Origin of the sequence: Saccharospirillum alexandrii, assembly GCF_004000275.1 — a bacterium.
Lineage (GTDB): Bacteria > Pseudomonadota > Gammaproteobacteria > Pseudomonadales > Natronospirillaceae > Saccharospirillum > Saccharospirillum alexandrii.
This window is the reverse complement of the sequence record NZ_RCIP01000008.1, coordinates 1-18,931: the sequence shown is the minus strand read 5'-3', so window position 1 is coordinate 18,931 and position 18,931 is coordinate 1. Positions and strand designations below refer to the sequence as shown.

At 57.4% G+C, this 18,931-nt stretch carries 16 protein-coding genes; 4 read left to right on the top strand and 12 right to left on the bottom strand.

Annotated elements, in window-relative coordinates; translation table 11 throughout:
• Positions 1 to 6: 6 nt before the first annotated feature.
• The 9 genes from EP166_RS20775 to EP166_RS20735 form a co-directional block, all read right to left on the bottom strand.
• Positions 7 to 234: a phosphopantetheine-binding protein gene (locus EP166_RS20775; RefSeq protein WP_127560743.1), complete on the bottom strand. Its 228-nt coding sequence runs from the start codon at positions 232 to 234 to the stop codon at positions 7 to 9.
• Complete coding sequence (locus EP166_RS20770) at positions 215 to 1,366, bottom strand: acyltransferase family protein (protein ID WP_127560741.1); 1,152 nt, start codon at positions 1,364 to 1,366, stop codon at positions 215 to 217. The genes EP166_RS20775 and EP166_RS20770 overlap by 20 nt, the downstream gene beginning before the upstream one ends.
• Entirely contained in the window at positions 1,363 to 2,457 is a 1,095-nt protein-coding gene (locus EP166_RS20765) for an acyltransferase family protein (protein WP_127560739.1), read from the bottom strand. The genes EP166_RS20770 and EP166_RS20765 overlap by 4 nt, the downstream gene beginning before the upstream one ends.
• Positions 2,450 to 4,255: an alpha/beta hydrolase gene (locus EP166_RS20760; RefSeq protein ID WP_127560737.1), complete on the bottom strand. Its 1,806-nt coding sequence runs from the start codon at positions 4,253 to 4,255 to the stop codon at positions 2,450 to 2,452. The genes EP166_RS20765 and EP166_RS20760 overlap by 8 nt, the downstream gene beginning before the upstream one ends.
• Positions 4,252 to 6,717 carry a glycoside hydrolase family 2 protein gene (locus EP166_RS20755; RefSeq protein ID WP_127560735.1) on the bottom strand — a complete coding sequence of 822 codons (2,466 nt, stop codon included), beginning with the start codon at positions 6,715 to 6,717 and terminating at the stop codon, positions 4,252 to 4,254. The genes EP166_RS20760 and EP166_RS20755 overlap by 4 nt, the downstream gene beginning before the upstream one ends.
• 4 nt (positions 6,718 to 6,721) lie before the next feature.
• The gene (locus EP166_RS20750; RefSeq protein WP_127560733.1) at positions 6,722 to 7,696 is read right to left on the bottom strand and encodes a DUF1839 family protein; all 975 of its coding nucleotides are present in this window, start codon (positions 7,694 to 7,696) and stop codon (positions 6,722 to 6,724) included.
• A gap of 52 nt (positions 7,697 to 7,748) precedes the next feature.
• Positions 7,749 to 8,924 carry an acyl-CoA dehydrogenase family protein gene (locus EP166_RS20745; RefSeq protein WP_127560731.1) on the bottom strand — a complete coding sequence of 392 codons (1,176 nt, stop codon included), beginning with the start codon at positions 8,922 to 8,924 and terminating at the stop codon, positions 7,749 to 7,751.
• Between the two features lie 54 nt (positions 8,925 to 8,978).
• A complete protein-coding gene (locus EP166_RS20740) occupies positions 8,979 to 9,218 on the bottom strand; it encodes an acyl carrier protein (RefSeq protein ID WP_246026372.1) in 240 nt (79 codons plus the stop codon).
• A gap of 70 nt (positions 9,219 to 9,288) precedes the next feature.
• On the bottom strand, positions 9,289 to 10,311 hold the full coding sequence (locus EP166_RS20735) for a polysaccharide deacetylase family protein (RefSeq protein ID WP_164744048.1): 1,023 nt from the start codon (positions 10,309 to 10,311) through the stop codon (positions 9,289 to 9,291).
• Positions 10,312 to 10,553: 242 nt separating this feature from the next.
• On the opposite strand from EP166_RS20735, the gene EP166_RS20730 reads away from it, so the two are divergent.
• Positions 10,554 to 11,651 (top strand): GNAT family N-acetyltransferase, encoded by a 1,098-nt coding sequence (locus EP166_RS20730; RefSeq protein WP_127560725.1) that lies wholly within the window; start codon positions 10,554 to 10,556, stop codon positions 11,649 to 11,651.
• A 17-nt stretch (positions 11,652 to 11,668) separates the two neighbouring features.
• Here EP166_RS20730 and EP166_RS20725 read toward each other — a convergent pair whose 3' ends face one another.
• Entirely contained in the window at positions 11,669 to 13,081 is a 1,413-nt protein-coding gene (locus EP166_RS20725; protein ID WP_127560723.1) for a FemAB family XrtA/PEP-CTERM system-associated protein, read from the bottom strand.
• Positions 13,082 to 13,183: 102 nt separating this feature from the next.
• Between EP166_RS20725 and xrt the strand changes: the two genes are divergently transcribed.
• Entirely contained in the window at positions 13,184 to 14,707 is a 1,524-nt protein-coding gene (gene xrt, locus EP166_RS20720; protein WP_164744047.1) for an exosortase, read from the top strand.
• Positions 14,708 to 14,711: 4 nt separating this feature from the next.
• On the opposite strand, the gene EP166_RS20715 is transcribed toward xrt, so the two are convergent.
• Together EP166_RS20715 and EP166_RS20710 are read right to left on the bottom strand one after the other, a co-directional pair.
• Positions 14,712 to 15,734 (bottom strand): polysaccharide deacetylase family protein, encoded by a 1,023-nt coding sequence (locus EP166_RS20715; RefSeq protein ID WP_127560719.1) that lies wholly within the window; start codon positions 15,732 to 15,734, stop codon positions 14,712 to 14,714.
• Between the two features lie 7 nt (positions 15,735 to 15,741).
• Positions 15,742 to 16,917 carry a carboxylate--amine ligase gene (locus EP166_RS20710; protein ID WP_127560717.1) on the bottom strand — a complete coding sequence of 392 codons (1,176 nt, stop codon included), beginning with the start codon at positions 16,915 to 16,917 and terminating at the stop codon, positions 15,742 to 15,744.
• 139 nt (positions 16,918 to 17,056) lie between these two features.
• Here EP166_RS20710 and EP166_RS20705 point away from each other — a divergent pair, with 139 nt between their 5' ends.
• Complete coding sequence (locus tag EP166_RS20705) at positions 17,057 to 18,250, top strand: glycosyltransferase (protein WP_164744046.1); 1,194 nt, start codon at positions 17,057 to 17,059, stop codon at positions 18,248 to 18,250.
• Positions 18,247 to 18,819: an arsenate-mycothiol transferase ArsC gene (locus EP166_RS20700; protein ID WP_127560713.1), complete on the top strand. Its 573-nt coding sequence runs from the start codon at positions 18,247 to 18,249 to the stop codon at positions 18,817 to 18,819. Before EP166_RS20705 ends, EP166_RS20700 begins: the two co-directional genes overlap by 4 nt.
• The last annotated feature ends 112 nt before the right edge of the window (positions 18,820 to 18,931 follow it).

The window sequence follows — 18,931 nt, the reverse complement described above, 5'->3', positions numbered from 1 at the left end:
AGCGGCCTAGAGATAGCGGTTCACCAGCTCGACGCAATCGTCGAGCGTGTTCAGTTGCATGGCGTCGTCGAGGCTTAACGCCAGGTCGAATTCCCCTTCCAGTGCCGAAACCAGAGCCACCTGTGCCATTGAATCCCAGGTGGCACACTGGCTGCGATGCACGCCCTCAGCCGTGTCGAGTTTGATGATGCTGCTCAGAATGGCGTCGATGTCGTCACGAAGGGAGGCTTCCATGCGCGGGTCCTTTTGGTGTTGGTCGATGAGTGAATTTGGGTCTGATGCGGTGTTTATAGACGTGGCGGCAGGCACCGGCGATCCAGCGATCACCGAGCAGGTGAACCAGCAACGCAAACAGCAGGCTCAGGGCGGTGCACAGCAACAGAATCACCAGGCCCGGCATTTGCCCGTACCAGGCGTCTATCAGGTAGCGGCCTAACTGGTGATGCACCAGATACAGCGGGTACGTCAGGCTACCAAGCAGCAGGATCCAGGGGCGGTTGGCCGGGTTCCAGTAACCCAGGCTAATGGCCGTCAGCGCAGCAAAACCGAGTGCGAGCAACAGGCTGCCGGCCAGCCAGTCGAGGCCGGTGCTGGTGCCAAAGTTGTAAAACGCGATTTGCTCGGGCAGGTAACTGCAGGCCAGCGCAAAGCTGCCCAGCAACACCAGCCAGGCCCAGGGGTCCCGCCGCTCGGTGCGCAAGGTGCACAGGGCCATACCGGCAATAAAATAGGCGGAGTAGTCGGGCGCGATGAGGTATTTCAGAAAAAACGGCTGACCCACCAAACGGTAGCCGATGGCGGAGATTAGCCAGAGGCTCAGCCAGAACCGGTAGGCACCCAGCTGGCGAGTCAGTAACGCCAGCCCGATCAGGATGTAAAAATGCAGTTCGACCAGCAACGTCCAGTACACCGGGTCGAGATGGGTCACACCCAGGTAAGGTTGCACCATGGTCAGATTGGCGGCGACCTCGAAAGCACTGACTTCAAGGCTGGCACCAAGAAAGAACCAGAGCATGGCAAGAGTAAACAGAATGGATACCCAGTAAGTTGGAAACAGTCGAATCCAGCGATAGACCGCAAAATCGAGTGCCGTGCGGCCACTGGCCGACGCAAAAATAATAAAGCCACTGATCAGAAAAAAGAGATTAACGCCCATAAACCCGAAATGGGTAACGTTGGACCAGCCCGGCAGTAACTCGGTCGAGGCAATGAGGTTGTAGCGATTGGGAAAATTCGTGTTGCCCGCGCCGCTGGCGGTGTAGTGGTACAACAGAACCATCAGGGCTGCAAAAAACCGCAGCAGATCCAGCGCGGGCAAACGCATGTCCTGTCGTGGCAGCGATGCCGAAAACCAGTAAGCCTTCATGCCCACCCCCGTGGCTGGCCAATCAGCCAGTTGGCCTGGTGCGAGAACACCCGGCGGGTGATCACCATGGCGCCGTAAAAGACAGCCAAACTCAGCACTACCCGAGTCAGCCAGGTACCCAGATTAGCCACAATGAGACCATGGTCCAGCGCGATGGCAACGGCAAGGGTGCCATAGGTATGCGCCAGAAAAATCCCGTAACTTTCGGCGGCCCAAGGCCGCAATACACGATGCATTGTCGCCGACAGTGATAGGCAGACACTCAGCAACAAGACCGCCAGTGACAGCTTGTTGATCAACAAAAAATCGATCAGCGCACGCTCGGGGCCAAACCATTCAGTCACCCGGTAAACACCGGCATGCTGTTCCACCAGTGTCATCCACAGAAAGGATGCAACGGCCAGCACGGCACAGACCCACACAATGGTGCGATGACCTGGCTGCCCCCGTTCAAGCCAAAGCGCCGCCAGCATACCCAGCAACAAACCGGGCCAGAAATACATCCATAGCCACCAGACCTCCCGGTTGGGGTAGTGTGGGCGTTGAATCATGTTGGCCCAGATGAGCGCCCCGATAAACACGCAAAGCAGCAGGGCGGGGCGTCGAGCCAGAGCAAGCCACAGCGGCAGCGACAGGTAAATCAGGGCGAGCATCGGTATGAACCAGAGCGGGTAATTCGCCGTGGTGCCGCCGGTCATAACGTACCAGCCCAATTGCAGCCAGAGGGGCCACTCGGCCAGGTGTGGATAATTCGCGCTTGGCTCGCCGTTGGGAAAATACTCATAGGCCAGCCCCGGTAACAGCCAAACCAGATAGGGCACCCCAACGAAACAGGCTTGTCTTGCCAGAAAGCGGCCATAAGAGGCTGCCGTGCTGAGTTCAGTGCGCTTCAGCGTCAGCAACAGGCCGCTTAGAAAAACAAAAAACACCGGTGCGTTGTTAAACAGATTCAGTAGCCAGCGCTCCGTGGTGCGATTGTCCGGCCAGTTTAGAAGATCGAAACAGGCGAGACTCGCCACCGCTATCAGCAACGCCAGCGCGCGGTAACTCGACAAAGCAGCACGCCAGGAGGCGTCTATTGGCTCACCCATGGGGCGCGGCTCCGTTGTCTGGTGAGGCTATCTGGGCTGCATTTGCACTCGCCAGAGACGCCAACAACTGGGCTACGACCGCGCGGCTTCGGTACCACGAAAAGGTGTGGTTGGCCTCGGTGACCGGGTGAATGCGAACGCCAAGCTTGCGCGCCAGTTTGGTTTTGGGCAGCCGGGTTTCGTCGGCCAGAATGTCCCAGCCCGGGTCACGATCCGAAAACACGAAGTTCACCTCAACGCCGGCTCGCACCAGTTGCTGCAAGTCCCGATTCAGGGCGGTATCGGGAATGGGTCTGACCATTCCGCTGAGCTGATCACCCAGGGCCGCCAGGCGTTTGCGTGTAAAGCGAACCGCGTAACCGGCGATATAGCCCAGGCTGGCCTGGCCTTTCAATAATTTTATCCAGCGTTTCGGGTCTTTCATCGCTTGTCGGTAGTAGGCGGTATCCTGATGCGTGGATGACTCCCGGGGGATGTCCAGCGACAGCCCAGGTCGCCAGTAAAACGTCAGTGGGTTGATGATCGCCAGCCGCTGCACCAGACCGGGTTGTTTCAGCGCGGTGTGCAGAGCGTGGTGGGCACCGGAACAAATGCCGCCCAGCGTGATGGTACGCCCGGGAAAACGCTGCCGGATGTCGGCGAGCAGGGAAGCAACATAGTCATTGGCGTCGGCCGGGTAGCAATGGTTTTCTTCAGCCACGGTTGTCCGGGCACTGTCCCCGAGGTTTAGCAGATCGAGCCGGACGGAAGGAATACCCTGCTGCGCCGCTGCGCGGCAGAATTCGGTATAGGTGCGGTTCGGGCCAACATGATGCACCGACCCCGAGTTGATCAGCACCAGAACCGAAGTGCCGGGGGCCTCGTTAACCGGCTGGGTGATCAGATAAAACTGGCCCTGTGGATCGGTCGTGGTGCTCTCTGTGAATCGGCCTTCGCGCCATTGGTGGTCTGCTACGTCGATGCGCTCGGGGTGAGAGGGTGTTGAGGTGCCCCTGGGTGCGGGCACGGCGGCACTGACGATTTGCGTTAACAGATCAACGGGAATTTCCGTGTACTGCGGCTCGGCCATCATACCGGCATAGCCCTGGTAGGGCTGGCTGACTGCGTCGACTTCCGCCAGGCTGGCCCGCAGAGCCTTTGACGGTTGTTCACTGAAACAGAGCACGCCCTCGGCCAGTTGCAGGTCGGTACCGGAAATGGACAGCGCGCTGAGGGCGGCCAGTGTCGCTTCGGTGTAGATAAACCCGCCCGATTCAATAAAATCGCTCTGGCTTTGCACTTCGGAAAAACGTGAGGCTGCGGTAAGTTCCCGCACCATGCGCTTGCCGCTGGCCACCGGTTCAATCAGCACCAGGTCGTCACCGGGTTGGGTGGCCTGCACGGCCAGGGTCGCTCCCAGGCGAAGACCCATCAGGGTGCACGCCAGGTCGGGGCGCTGACGTTTCAAATCATTGCGAACGGCGCCTATGGCGTCAATCCAGCGGTTGACCAGATTTGGAGAAGTCAGGTCTGACCCGGCATTGCCGGTGCCCGGGTAGTCGAGTCGGGCGACGCAACAGCCCGCCTCGGCCAACTGATCGGCCAGAAACTTCAGCGTACGATGGCTGTGCACATACTCGTAGCCAATCGGCGGGCACAGCACCACCAGGTGAGTCACGGGCTGCTCAGCCGGCTGATGCAACCAATAGAAGGTCTGGTCATCGTGGTGCGCCAGCCAGCCCGCCTGGCGATGAATGGCCGGCGTGGGAGATGTGGCGGACAGTACAGTCGTTGTTGTCACTTCAGAGACGGTGGTCATAATGCGTCGACCTCCGCGGCCAGGCGCACGGTACTGGCCAGATTCAGGGCGCTGAGGTGACCGCGCAAGCGGGTTTGGCCCGGCGCATCGGGTATCAGCTGCACGCGCTGTATCTGTCCCGGCAGCAGGTGCACGCCCTGGCGCGCCGCCTGCCAGCCAGTCAGGGTGATTTCGGCAAAATACACAAAGCGCTCGGCGCTCAGGGTCAGCCAGACATCGTCACCTTGGCGGCTTATGTCACAGCTCAGCCCCAAACGGTCGCGGTCGTATTCAACGGGCAAATTCAGGCCGGTCGGGAAGTGGCAGTGCTGGCTGAGCAGGGCGTCGTTTTCGCCATAGAGCGACACGGCAATGACATCCCAGGGTTCTGCACCAAAGTGATAGCTCGCGGTGGTGTCCTGAAACCCATCCAGTACCGAGTCCAGGCTGGTCAGGGTGTTGCTGTGCGGTGCCAGCGTCACATCCTGATCGTGCGCCAAAGTGTTGCCCCGGCCAGTATTGAGCAAGGTCACCCTAACCCGAGCATTGATGGTGGCCGGGCTTTCATTAATACACGACAGGCTGTGGCCATTCAGACCCTGCGGTATCAGGCTCACCTGCACGGCCTGCCAGGCCGTGGCGACACCGTGCAGTGCCGGTTTGGCACCGCCGTCGCTGTCGAATAACCCCCAGCCAGCGCCGGGGACCAGGTCGTTCAGCCACCAGACGAGGGCACCCTGGCAGGGGCTGGCGTTGCTGCGCCACAAGTGAAACGCCTGGCTCAGCAGGTAGCCGGTCAGTAGGCGGCTGCGCTGGGCGTAGCCGGCTGGGTCAACGGAGCGCAACTGCACCGGGTCGCAGTGGAAATACTGGCGCAAGTAATGATCGCGAATGTCTTCGAAATCCCAGCCGCATCCGGCATCCCTGGGCACACCGGCTTTCCAGGCCGGGGTGTGGGTCAGCGGTGGGGTGGCGCCAAAGTGCCGGGCGGTAAAGGCATCGTCCGGTAAGTGTGAGTGCCCCAGGCACTCGGGGGTAAACCGAACCTGGCTCAGTTGCAGGTCCTGTTCATCCCGGCGGTAGGCGCCCAGCCCGAAATAGTGCGCGAGGCCAGTATCGGTATGAAACGGCAAGGCGCCATCGCACGGGGTTGAGGGCCAGTAGGGCCAGTCTGGGTTGGCATCGCGCAGCAGCGCGGGCAGGTGTTCTGCAAACCAGGGGTTGCGCCATCGCTCGCGGGGCTGGCCCAGCATGGCGGCCTGTTGTTCGACTTCGCTGTTGCCACACCAGGCAACCACGGCGGCATACTGGCTAAGCCGGCGGGCTTGCTGCTGCAGTTCGGCTGAGGCTGAGGCCAGCCAGTCCGGGTCGTCATGCGGGTAGTCCATATTGGCGAAGGCGGCGTCCTGCCATACCAGCAAGCCCAACTCATCGCACAGGTCGTAAAACGCATCGGTTTCATACTGCATGGTGCCGCCGATACGAAGCATGGTCATGCCCGCATCCCGGGCTGCGGTGAGAATGCGCCGGGTTTTTTCGGCATCGAATTCAAAGCCAGCCAGGTTGCTGTGTGACCAGCAGGCACCGCGCATAAATAGCCATTGCCGGTTGATGTGGAAGCTTGGGGCCTGCCCGCTCAGGCTAACCGCCAGTTCCCGGAACCCCAACTGAATGCGTCGCTCGGCCAGACACTGGTCGCCCTGCCACAGTGCCAGGGTAACCCGGTGCCTGTGCGGCGTGCCCTGGCTGTGAACCTGCCAGCGAGGCAAGTCGCCGAACGACAGGGTTTCACACTCGCCAGATAGGGTAACCGGCGCAGCATCGCCCAGCTGAAGTGTCAGCTGCTGGCCTTGCGGGTTGAACGCGACGTCTTCGGGTGGGCGCGCTATAACCTGGCAATCGTCGCCCTGTACCCGCGGGCACAGCGACCATTGATCGAGCCAGGCCTGCGCCTCAGTCAGCCATTCAAGCGGCTGACAGGGACCAATGGCCCACTGCGAACCCGACCAGGCTGTATGACCCAGCAACGAGGTGCGAAACCAGCGCAGGTTGTTGTTAACCAGCCCGGTTTTCCATTGGGGCCGGGGCTTGCGGGCGCTGAGCGCGCTGGCCAGAGACCGGAACCGCAGCGTCAGTTGCCGGGCACTCGCGGGCACGGGCAAATAGTCGGTTAGGAAGGAGTTACTGCCAGAGAACACCAGTTGGTCGTCGAACCACACATCAAACAGTGTCGCCAGGCTGGCCAGGCGCAGTACGGCCTGGTCTGGCCGTTCTGAGGGTAAGTTAAGCCGGTACCACCAGTCCCGTTCGCCGGGTTGGTTAACCGCTTGACTGGCCATAACGTCGAGCTCACCTTCATACAGAAGCGCATTCACGGTCCGTGCAGCAGAGATGGGTAGCCAGTCGGACGCGGCTGGCGTGCCTTCGGGCTCTGTACTGGCCAGGTGCCACCCGGTGGCCTGAGTGAGAGACACAGCGCTCATCGGATCATTCCCGCATCAGTGTGCGAACCTGATCGACCGCCTGTTGCCAGTCGCCTGCCATCTGCTCCAGTGCGGTCAAGTCCAAGGGTTTGTCGCGCGCAATGGCCCGGGCCAGTTGGAATTGCAGTGTCTTGGCGGCGAGGCTAATGCGCCCGAAGGCCGCAGCCGCCTCGGCGAAGGGTAAGTCTGTTCGCTGGTCAAGCCAGTTCAAATAGGTTTCAGCCAGCGCATAACAGGCACCAAACTGCCGCAGCGTGGCAAAAGAGTAGAGATGGAAGTGAGGCATGCCCGCCGCTTTTAATTCGGGTAATTCGCGACTGAACGCTTCAATAAACAGGCTGAACGGGTTGTGCTTGGGTATCAGGTCACACTGATGGCGCAGCGAAGCCAGCGAGCGTTGCGTCAGGGTCTGGTCATCCAGTGTGGTGGTATGATGCCGTTTAATGTATTCAACATAAGGCGGCAGCATGCGTTCGTGCACCAGCCCGTCGGTTTGAAACAACCGGTCGAAATCCTCGCCGTCGACCTGGTAGTACGACTGACCGTGAAAGTAACCCAGGGTTCGGTCGGCCACGGAAATGGCGTTGACAGAGACCGTCGATTTAACGTGTTCGCAGTGGTAAGTGGTTCCCTGTGTGTCTGGTAAATAATACGAGTCCAGTTCTATCAAAACGGGCCGGCCTGCGCCAACCTGACGTTCAACGTGGTCGGCCAGTCGATGCCAGGGGTTCATTTCCTGAATTTCAAAGCCGTACAGCTGCCACAGGTCGGCATGGGGGTATTTGAAGAAAGTCCACTGATCGACTTCAAAGTCGATCGCCAGGGTAAAGGCGAGACCGGCCACGGGGTCGAAACCCAGGGCGTGTATTTGTTCGATCAGAACATCGACGTAGCAGTTGGTTTCCGACCACACCCGGTCTTCGCCGTGCAGGGCATGACGCTGATAGGTGGTCGGGTCCAGAGACACTATGTGTTTCATAAGCAGCGCTGGCCGGCTTTGTACAGCCCGGCCTCTCCTTGCGATTCGGGTGTTAGCTTTCCTTAACCACTACTTGCATGGTGGCATTGTGCCCGCGTATCCGGTCGTTGTTGACCATCAGCGCGGCGCCATGGGCATCGCGCAGTTCACGGCACAGACTGTATTTTCCATCGTTGCGATAGCCGCCGATACCGACAATTTGCAACGCCTTGCCGACCACATCGACCACCATTTCCGAACAGCGGGTTTTGACGTTGTTCACCTGAATGGCGAAGCCGTATTTTTCGGCCTGAAACAGGTTGTTGTCATCGAGCATCGCCTGGTAAGCCTGCATGGCACCGGCCAGCCCGCCTTTCATGCTGAACAACACTTCATCCAGCTCGGCCAGGCGCAAGGCGGTCACCTGGGGCAGTTCATCGCTGCGGCGCATCATGTCGCGCACAGCCAGCCGGGCCTTGTTGGTCGCGCCCTGGGCCATCCCGGTCCAGAGTGAGCCCCAGGTGAGGTGCGATACCGGGTGCATGGTATGCGCCAGGACCACCGAGAAGGGAGTGGGCAGAATCTGATCTTTATGACCCTGGGCTTCCAGTGTGAAGCCGGCACTGCAGGTGCCGCGAAAGCCCAGGGTATCCCAGCCGGTCAACGGGGTCAGATTGGTTTTCTGGGTTTCAACCAATACCTGAACCTGGTCGCTGGCCGGGGCGTCTTTATGGCCGCGGCAGGTAACCAGAATGGCATCGGAATGCAGAGCGTAGGAGATAACCGGCGCCTGCTTGGTCAGGGTGAACTGATCGTCAGCGACCTCGACGTGGCAGATGCTGGAACGCAAGTCACCGCCGACGCCCATCTCTGTTGTTGCCGATGCCAGCAACAGTTGCTGTTCGCACATCTGGCGCAAATAACGGCTGAAGTAGGCGGAGTCCTGACCGTGGTGAACGATGCAGGCCACCTGAATCTGATGCATGGCGTAAATCATCGCGGTCGAAGAGCAATAGTGGCCGAGAATTCGGCACAGCTCGGATACTTCCGTCAGGCTCAGGCCATCGCCGCCAAAGCTTGAAGGAACATAGCTCGACAGCAAGCGTTCACTGCGCAAGGCGGCAAAGGCTTCGTGCGGAAAGCGGGCTTGCTGGTCTACGTCGTCGGCGTGAGCGGCAACAATGCTCTGACCCAGTTCATGAACGGTGGCCTTAATTTGAGCGAAGGTTCTCAGTGCGTGTGCTTCCATGCGTTTTCTCCTGTTCTTTCACAATAGAACTGAGCTTGCTACCGACAGGTGCGGTCAGGCACTCAGCTCTTCTACCGCGTCGTTTAACGCAGCAATGCTTTCAAAGGTTTGCCGGGACAGGCGGTTATCGTCGAATTCAATGTCGAATTCGTCTTCGAGAGAGAGCATCAGGTTGACGGTGGTCAGTGAGGTGAGGCCGACAGAATACAGGTCGTCGGAATCCTGTATGTCATTGATATCTTTGGACAACTTGACGGACTTGGCGACAATCGTGCGAATCCTTTCCTGGTACACGGCGTATGCTCCCTTTTGCATCTGTAGTGAGTATATTCAGTTTTGGCTAAATTTCCACGCTCTAATGGTGTCAGAAGGCGTAGCGTCGTTCTTTAAACCATTCCAGCCAGCTGCAGTATTGGCGAAAGTCGCTGAGCTTGTCGGGAAAGGCGAATCGCCTCAGGGCGAATAAGTTGTTGTGTGCATCGGCACCCAGGTCGATGTAACCCGCATCGGCCGACATGGCGGCCTTTAGGCCTATGTGCTGGGCAATGGCCATTTCACGCGGGCCAAAATCCACGCCGCTGCGCCCTGTTGGGTAGCAAAATACCGGCAGCGGGTGTTTGAGTTCGGCCTTCAGCCGGCTCCAGCTGTGACGAATTTCGCGCTCGGCGTCGGCCAACGACTGCGCTTGTAAAATATTGTGTCGGTGCGAATGGGGGCCGAATTCCACACCCTGGGATTCCAGCGCCCGCGCCTGAGACCAGGAAATGGCCCGGTACGCCGGTGGCGGCAAGGGCGGCAGGTCACACCCCAGTTGGTGGCTGATGTCTTCCACGAAAGCATCGTACCCGGTGCCATCCTGGCCTTTGATGTAATTGCGCATAGACCGCATGCAGCGCCGGCGAGTGTCGCGGTCGGCGTTGTCCAAATGCCAGGTCTGGTCGCCAATGTGCACCTGCTGAGCGCTTTGCATGCGCGACATGATCAGGTATTCCAGCTTGTAGTCCCACGACCACCATTCGTTGTCTGGCAGACCAGTGGCGATGAAGATGGTGACCGGTACCTGAAACTCCTGAAAAATGGGCACGGCGATTTCAGCCTGATCGTAGAAACCATCGTCCATGGTGAATGCGACAGCTTTCTCGGGCAGGGGCGTTCCCTGGCTCAGGTGGTCTACCAGTGTGCGTATTGAAATGGGCTTAAAATTATTCTGACGGACGTAAGACAAGGCAGCACGCAAAGTGTCTGGCTGGTGACCATAGACGCCAAGCGGTTTGTCCTGCATGCGATGCAGCATAAATATGGGCAGGCATTGGTTGCGCAAACCACCCATTAGGCGGTTCATAGGCGCGCTGGTGAGTGCTTGAATCAGGGTGCTCTTGACGGTCATCCGTAACATCTCGTCTGTACTGCTGTTATCCTTAACAACGCCAACTTTGTCACAGTTTAGTCCTTAACGAAAGAGGCCATGACGGTTTTATGGTCTGCAAGTATAAGCAGCATGACGCAAGTTTCATCGATTATGTGTGCGGTTTAGTTAGGCTTTGCCAAAAGGATCTTAATAGCAACTATTAAGACTGTATTAGTAACTTATTGATTTTAATGGAAACCGGTAGATGGTAGTAGAACATAATGGCGCCTGAAAAATGGGTTCTAAAGCGATGGACGGAGCAAGATTTTCATAACAATAAAGTCTTATGGGATACCCTGCTTGAACACTCTGGAGCCGATCGGCTGTTTTTATCTTGGTCCTGGATGAACCAGTGGTGGCAGGATCACAAGACACCGCAATGCACGCTTTGCATCTTCGCGCTTTACTCAGGCAAAACGCTGCTCGGTGTGGCCCCCTTATACATCGAGAGGGACACCTATGTTCGGGGACTACTCCGCACCCGCCGCCTGCAGTTTATTGGCAAGCGCCTGTCGTACAGTTCGGGCATTCGCTCCGAGTACATGGGTTTTATCGTTCACCAGAGCTACGAACAGCCGGTGATGGAGCGGCTGCTGGATGCCATCGCCCGGGAGCCTTCCTGGTCCGAGCTGGCCTTGTTCGATGTGGACGAGACCAGTTCATTGTACAAAGCATTACCGCACTGGGCGGCAGCTCGGGCATACCATAAGCGTCATGAGCAAGCCGGCCCGACTTATGTTGTCGACTGCCGCAAGCGCTTTGCCGACTATCTGGCGAGCCTGGGTTCCAATACACGCCTTAAGTTGTACAACCGGCGAAAGGTGCTTGAACAAAAGGGCCGGGTAGAGCTGGTACCACTCACCGAGGTTACCTGGCAAACCCTGATCGATTCGTTGCTGCACTGGCACCAGGGGCGTTGGTCGAGATGTGTCTTTGGTAACAGCAGCATGGCCTTTTTACGAGCGGTGACCTCCATGCCTGCCCTGCGTGACTCCAGCTTGCTGATGCTCGATGACGTACCCGTCTCTGTTATGGTGAATGTGCGTGTAGGCAAGACCGTGTATAACATTCAACTGGCGTTTAACGATGATCTGGATAAACGCATTTCAATGGGTACATTGCACCTTGGTTATGTCATCGAGCAGATGTTTCTGGACCCGGCAGTCGAGCGTTTTGACCTGCTGATCGGAAAGGGAAAGCATTCAAACTATAAAAGCCACATTGCTACTCAGGGCCCGATGCTGGCGTCTGATCGCTGGATACGGCGGCGGCCGCTTAAATGGGTTTTCCAACTTTACGACCGCTATTGTCGAACCTGACGCCAGGTAAAGCCCTGCTAGGGCAGATGCTTTATAACCGGCGGCCCAATGACCCGGGTTAACCAGACAGGCAAACGTTGCCAGACGGCAATCATCAGCTTGAATTTCGGGCTGTCTGGCCGGGTTTCTGCGGCCGGTTGGTTTTCTGCCGACAGCGTATACCAGTAATGCTGTACTGGCCTGGCCCCCCATTGTTTCTTGAACTGGAAGGTTGGAGCGTCCCGGGTGGAGCGCCCGAAATCGAACCAGTCGTACCCTTGTTCGATGGCATGGCGCAGAATCTGCCGGTACATCCACATGTTAATGTTCATGGGGTTGGCGCGGCGCAGTGTTGAAGCCCAGGGGATTTCGAGCACAGAGCCCTGTCCCATTAGAAAACCGCACGCAACCGGCCGCTGTCCCTGATAAACGACGGCCAGCTGTGCTTTGAATACCTCGTTTTCCAGTAACGTTCGAAACCAGTCTTTTCCATAGACGGGCGTACCCAGATCCCGCATGTTGTGTGCGAAAACCCGGTAAAAGTCATCCAGCAGTTCGCTGTGTCCAAAGCGAATAACCGGCCGGTGCTCTTCTGCTTTATTTGCCTGGGCTCGAACTTTGGCGCCCAATTGCTGGTCTAGCCGGTCGTCGGTTGTAGGCAGTGGTAACAGCATTGAGACCTTTTGTTCGCTGCATGGGTAGGGCAAGCCAGGCTGCGTGGTGCGTACCTCGATATGGCTTAACCCATGCTGCGCCAACAGTGGCTTAGCTGCGTCAATTAATGCCTGGGCAACGGCTTTAGAGTGAGTGAGCGGGCCTCCATAGTTAAAGTAAGGCACAGAGGTAGCAAAGCGACCAAACAAGCGGCTGCTTTGTATGACCAGCGGCAAGGCGCCAACCACATTGCCTCCTTCAACCGCCAGCAAAACCGGGCCCTGGTGGCCCATTGCGGTTTGAATCACGTTGCCCATGTCGGGGTGGTGATATTGGCTGCGCTGCGGTTGGCGCAGGCACCAATCGGCCCAGAGTGGGTCATCCCAGGTTGTGATCTTGATCTCGCCGGTGAAGGGCTGTGCTGAATCGTCGGGCCAGGGTGTAAACTGGGCGATGGCATCGGCTTCCGGGGGCTGCACCAAAACGGTTAGCTGTTCGATGAGTGACTGGCGCTGTGCTTTTATGTCGCTTTCCAGCGCAGCAAGCGACTGGCTGGCTTGTGCCATGCTTGCCTTTAGCCCGGCACGAGATTCCTCTGTGGCATCCCGGAACTGGCGGGCAATGGCTTTTTTCTCGGCCAGCCGCTGTTTCAGTTCCGGTTGGCGCTGACGCAGGGCGTCGGCCTGAGCCAGCAAGGCAGCCTGGTGAGCTTCGTCCAGCGTGTGTGCAGCGTATGGCAAATCGGACAAAAAGGCGGCCAGTTGCTCCGGCCGTTTGATCAAGTCGTTCACATCCATGTCAGATCCAGTCGGTCTTGTTGAGGTCCATTTACACGGCGCAGAATTGTCGTGATACTGCGCAGTGTAATGGATCGACTCTACAAACCAAAGGAAGGTTGCATGGCTGTGTCTTATCAGTGGTCGACAACCCGTTCGCGACCGGGTTTTGTAGCCCAGCGCGGGTTACCACTTTTTCTTTGCCTGTTTGGGGCAACCCTGTTTCTGGCCCTGGCACCCGATACCCTGGGCGCCTTGCACCGCCGCTGGACGGAATTAAACGGCACCTACTCTCACGGCTACTTATGGGTTCCTGTTTGTTTGGGGCTGGTGGTCTATCGTCTGGCAACGGGGGTGTTTCACACCCGGCCCAGTGTGTTCGGTGCGGTGGCGGTGTTGTTCAGCGCCGCCACCTGGCTTGCCGGGTTCGTTATTCAACTGGGGTTGCTGCAACAACTGGTGCTGCCCGCCATGCTGGGCAGCCTCATCCTCACCTGTTTCGGCTGGGCAGCCCTGCGCCTTACGCTGGCCCCCTTGTTGGCCCTGTATCTGGCCATTCCCATCTGGGATGTGTTTACCGGGCCGCTGCAGACCCTGACTACAGCAGTGAGCACCTTTGCCATTGCACAGCTGTCTATTCCCGCCTTTATTGACGGCTTTTTCATTCATTTGCCCTACGGCATTGTGGAAGTGGCGGGCGGGTGTTCTGGCTTGAATTACAGTCTGGTGGCCATTGTGTTGGCGTTGGCCTATGCACACCAGCGGCGGCTATCCACACCCATGACATTGCTTGCCGTACTGGTGATGCTGGTGTTGAGCATGGTGGGTAACTGGGTACGAGTCAGCGCTCTGATCTTAATCGCCTATTACAGCGAGATGAACAGCTCACTGGTTACCGAACACGGCCTGTTTGGTTGGGCGATTTTTTGCGTGTTTTATCTGGGGTTTCTGGTCTGGGCGCACCGGTTGAAAGCGCGTCAGCTAAAAGCGAGCAGCGCCAGCACCTATAAAGCCTCTGGCAGTGATGTTCCCGCTGCGGTTTCTCTACTGACCCAGGTTGTTACAGGGGCAATTGTTCTGGTTGTTATTGCAGGCACTCCCTGGCTGGCGCAGCAACGCTGGCAAACCAGCTGGAGCTTTCCGGAGCAATGGTCGGCCACGGTTCCCGCTCAGCAAAGTACACCGGGCTGGCAACCCGATTTCCACCATTACGATCTGCAAGCTAACCTGCGTGTGGACCATTCCGGCCTTGCCCTGACGCTAGGGCAACGGGTGTACCTCGACCAGGCACAAGGCAAAGAATTGGTGGGGTACGGTAATCGCATAGCGCCAGCCACGCAGATTGAACAACGCGACAACCGGCGATTGGAGAGCGGCCGGGTGGTGCAAGTGCTGGAACTGAATGACCGGGGTGAGCACAGGCTGGTGGTCTGGACCTACCAGCTGGGTCAGGCAACGGCCGTTTCGGAGCTGGCTGCGAAATATCAACAGTTGGTGCAGTGGATAAAAGGCCGGGCGGTAACCGCCCTGTTTTACGTGCAAACGCCATGCGCCCGAGCCGGTTGTGACGCTGAGCGCGCCGCCTTGGGTGACGACCTGGCGGTACTGGATACCTGGCTCGACCAGCGCAGCCTGTACCCGGAATAGAGGTCTAACCCAGGCCCGACAACCGGGCCCGGAATTGCAGCGGCGTTTTGGCGTTGCCCTCATGCACGCCAATTCGGTACAGCTGGTGTAGATCCAGCGAGCTCAGGCGGTTCAGGCCATTTTGGGTGGTCACTGCGGCCTGGTATTGCTCCCGCACCAGGTTCAGGCTGGCGTCATCGTAATCACCATTCGGAAAGCAAAATAACGGTACCTCATGGCCCAATTGTTGTTCCAGGCGTTGGCGGCTGCCTACGATTTCTTCCTGCCGCTGTTCCGGGGAGCTGGCGTGATTCAACCGCCGGTGGGTGCAGGTGTGCGAACCAACGGAGAAGACACCGCTGGCATCCATCTCCAGCAGAGCAGGCCAGGGCATTAAATCGGGCGAGAGGCTGTTTTCGGGCTGGGCGTCTTCTCCCAGGCTATTCAGTGCGGCATTCAAGGTGTCTTCACTGTGTTGCTTGAGCGTTTGAATGCAGGCCGAGACAGCGTCCCGAGAGTAAGGTTGCCCCAGTAAGCCAGCCGCGGGTGCCAGTACCGGGTGTTGGCGCAACAAAGGCGATTGGCGCAACACCAGGTCTGCAATGCGGTTGGGCCAGAACGGGGCCGCCTGGCCGACTTTGTCGGCCACGGCAAAAATAGAGGCCACCAGGCCCCGCCGTTTCAGTTCCGGATAGGCGTATTGGTAGTTATCGAGCCAACCATCGTCGAAGGTGATGGCGCATGCTTTTTCCGGCAGCGGCTCGCCAGCTTTGTAGCGTTTAACCCAATCAGCCAGCGCGACCACGGGCATCCAGCGCTGCAACTCCTCCAGATGCATGCTGAAGGTTTCCGGGGTAACAACCATGCCCGGCTCTTCCGTTTCACACCGCGGATCATCGGCGGGTAATACCCGGTGGTACATCAGCACCCACAGTGTGGGCTCTGCCGGCCGCGCACGGTGCGCGCCGCGTAAGTCCCGCCCAAGGTTCAGAGCGGCCTTTACCGGCCGCTTGATCGTTTGTTTCAGTTTGGTGGCAAACGATGTCATGCGGGGATCACCTCAGGGCCTTTAAATACTGTTTCAATTCAAACCAGGCCGGGGCCGGGTCGCGCCAGCGGTTGACCTCGTGGCGCTGATGTCTGAACCGGGGCGTTAGGAACTGAGCAAGCCGTTGCAACCGCGCAGGCCAACCCGACGAGCGCTTGAACACGAGATACAGACTATCCAGATCACCCAGCAGCCAGCGCAACCGCTGACCCACTCGGTAGTGCCCGGCCACGGGGATTGGCCAGCCAAGCTCGGCACACAGCAACTGATACGGGAAGTCGACCCCCGCATCGATCGCCAACTGCAACGAGCCCCAAAAGCGAGTGTTTACTTCCATCAGGTAGGGCGTGCCGTCTTCACCGATGCGGAATTCCACCATGGCGACGCCGTGCCAGTTAACGGCTTGTAACAATGTTTGGGCGTGCGCCTGCAGACCAGCCGGCACCTGACAGCTTTGGCTGAGCACACTGACCCCGCCCTCCGGCGGCTTTTCACGCAGCCGCTGGTGGGCAAAAAACTGCACGGGCTCGCCGCGATTGAACAGGGCGAACACACCGGCACCGGTACCCGGAATAAACGCCTGTAGCATGAAGGGGTGATCGTTCAGGTAGGCGTTCTGCTGAAAAATACCCGTCAGCTCGTCGGGCGTGTGGGCAATGCGAACCGTGGTTGCCTGCCATTGCTTCCCATCGAACAGGCGAGAAAGCGCCGGTTTAACCACCACCGGGTACGATACGGCCTGCACATCCACCTGATGCGCCCCTTCATAATGCTGGCTATGCGGCACCGGAACGCCAGATCGTTCGGCCAGGGTTACCAGGTGAGACTTATTGGCCAGCTGCAATACCGTCGACAACGGCGAAAATGGGAGCCTGAGGCCAGGCACACTTTCCTGAAACTGTAACAACAGCTGGCTGGTTACCTCGGTAACCGGCATGACCAGCTGGCAGGGCTGACTTTCCAGAAATCGCGTCAGCCAGGCCACAAAATGCATGGGCTCATATTCGGAAGACGGGCACTGAACGTACAAATTGCTATAACGCGACTGGCCGGCAAGGGCGGTGGGGGTGGAATCACAGGTAATAACGCGCAGGTTGGGTTGACGGCCCAGGCTGCGGACTACGGCGAGCGCACTGCGTTGATTGGCGTCTGGTATCAGAACGCTGATCGATGTCGAATCCATTCGAGGCTTTCCAGTAGTGACTGCTTGGAATTAAGCCCACAGAGTGTACAAAATGGATTTTACCTTGAACAGCACTAGCCGGGAGTAAGTGCAGCGTTTAGAATGTTGTTTCTTCACTGGATCAAAGGAAATGACCAGCGTGCGCACTGCCACCACCCCTACCATACTGCACACCATCGATACCACCGGCCCAGGTGGCGCCGAAACCGTGTTCCTGGATATTGCCCAACACCTGCAAATACCCGGCTACCAGACGCTGGCGCTGATTAAAGGCCCAGGCTGGGTGTGCGACCAGCTTGAAGCGCGCAACATTCCCTACCAAACACTAAAGCCCCATGGCTTCTTAAGTCTGCCCTATTACTGGCAAGTGTTCCGGCTGATAAAAAAACACAACGTTCGTCTGGCCTATGCCCACTTGCTGGGTTCTGCACTAACGTTCTCCCTGCTTGGCCTGCTAACCCGTCTGCCCGCCATAGGCGTGCTGCACGGCCAGGTAGATGTGAATCCGAACGAGCGGTTTGTGCCGATGAAACGCTGGTTGATGAAGCACGGCCTGCGAAAGGTAGTGGCGGTAAGCCAGCGCCTGGCTTCCAACATGGTTGATCGGGGGGTGTTCACCGAACAGCAGGTTGCCGTTATTCACAACGGCATTGATACCAGTCGCTACCACAACATCAAAACCGGGGCTCTGAAAGCCTCCCTCAACCTGCCCGAAGCAGCGTTATTGGTGGGTAGCCTGGGCAACATCAGACCCGCAAAAGACTATGCTAACCTCTTGAATGCGGCAGCTATAGTTATAGAGCAGCAGCCACAAGCCCACTTTGTGATTGCAGGGCATCAAAAAGAACCGCTGATGTCGGTATTAAACCAGCAAGCCGAGACGCTGGGCATTACAGACCATGTTCACTTCATCGGTTTCACAGATTCAACGGCTGACTTTCTGGCTGAACTGGATGTATTTGCGCTGTCTTCATCCAGTGAAGGGTTCTCGATAGCGACCATAGAAGCCATGGCAAGTGGCATTCCCGTTGTAGCCACACGATGTGGTGGACCCGAAGAAATTATCCGGGCTGATGTAGATGGCGCCTTGGTGCCTGTTGGCGAACCACTGGCACTGGCCCGGAAAATAGATGAAGCTCTAAAAAGCACCCCAAAACTTTCAGCACGAATTGAAAGCTCTCGCAGCCAAGTGGACGCACTATTCAGTCTGCATGCCATGCTAAAGCACTACAAACACCTGGGGTTACCCTACTGCAGGCAGGACGCCGCGCAGATGAAACACTCACATGAGGCCGCTCAAAAGAGCGGGGAAGAAGTTAAAAAGGAAGCATGATGACGACGGCTGGCAGCTTGCCCATTCAGGATAACTGGATAAACAATCGCTTTGGCTCCAAGAAAGGTATGTTGAATTATACTTTATTTGAGACTAAACGATTGATAGGTCAGTATTCCAGTCTAATTGTCAAACCCAACTTAAGACCGCAACGGTTAGTATTTGTTTGTGTCGGCAATATTTGCCGAAGTCCACTTGCCGAAGCTGTTGCAACCACTCTAGGTTACAATGCTATATCCTACGGCTTAGATACCCGTGGTGGTGACCAGGCAGACCCTAGAGCAATTAGTTTTGGCAATAGTATCTATGTTGATTTAGTAAATCATAAAACCAGAAAAATAGATGAATATTGTGCAAAAGATGGCGACTTGCTGGTTTGCATGGAGCCCAAGCATTTAAGAATTCTAGAAAAACTCGGAAATCGAACACCAGTGACTTTGCTCGGTCTATATGGGGTAAAGCCCTGTGCCTACCTTCATGATCCCTACAATTCACGGCCATCCTTTTTTAATCACTGTGAATCCAAGGTCGCTGCAGCAACAAAAGCACTCATTGATCATGTCACGTAAAAGTATTGAATACACAGTTGAAGACTTTTATTTCTTGAAGATTGGGCCTTTATGGCGCTATTTTTGGAGTGAGCATCCTGCATTTTGGCTAATATGTGGCTATCTTTTTTTT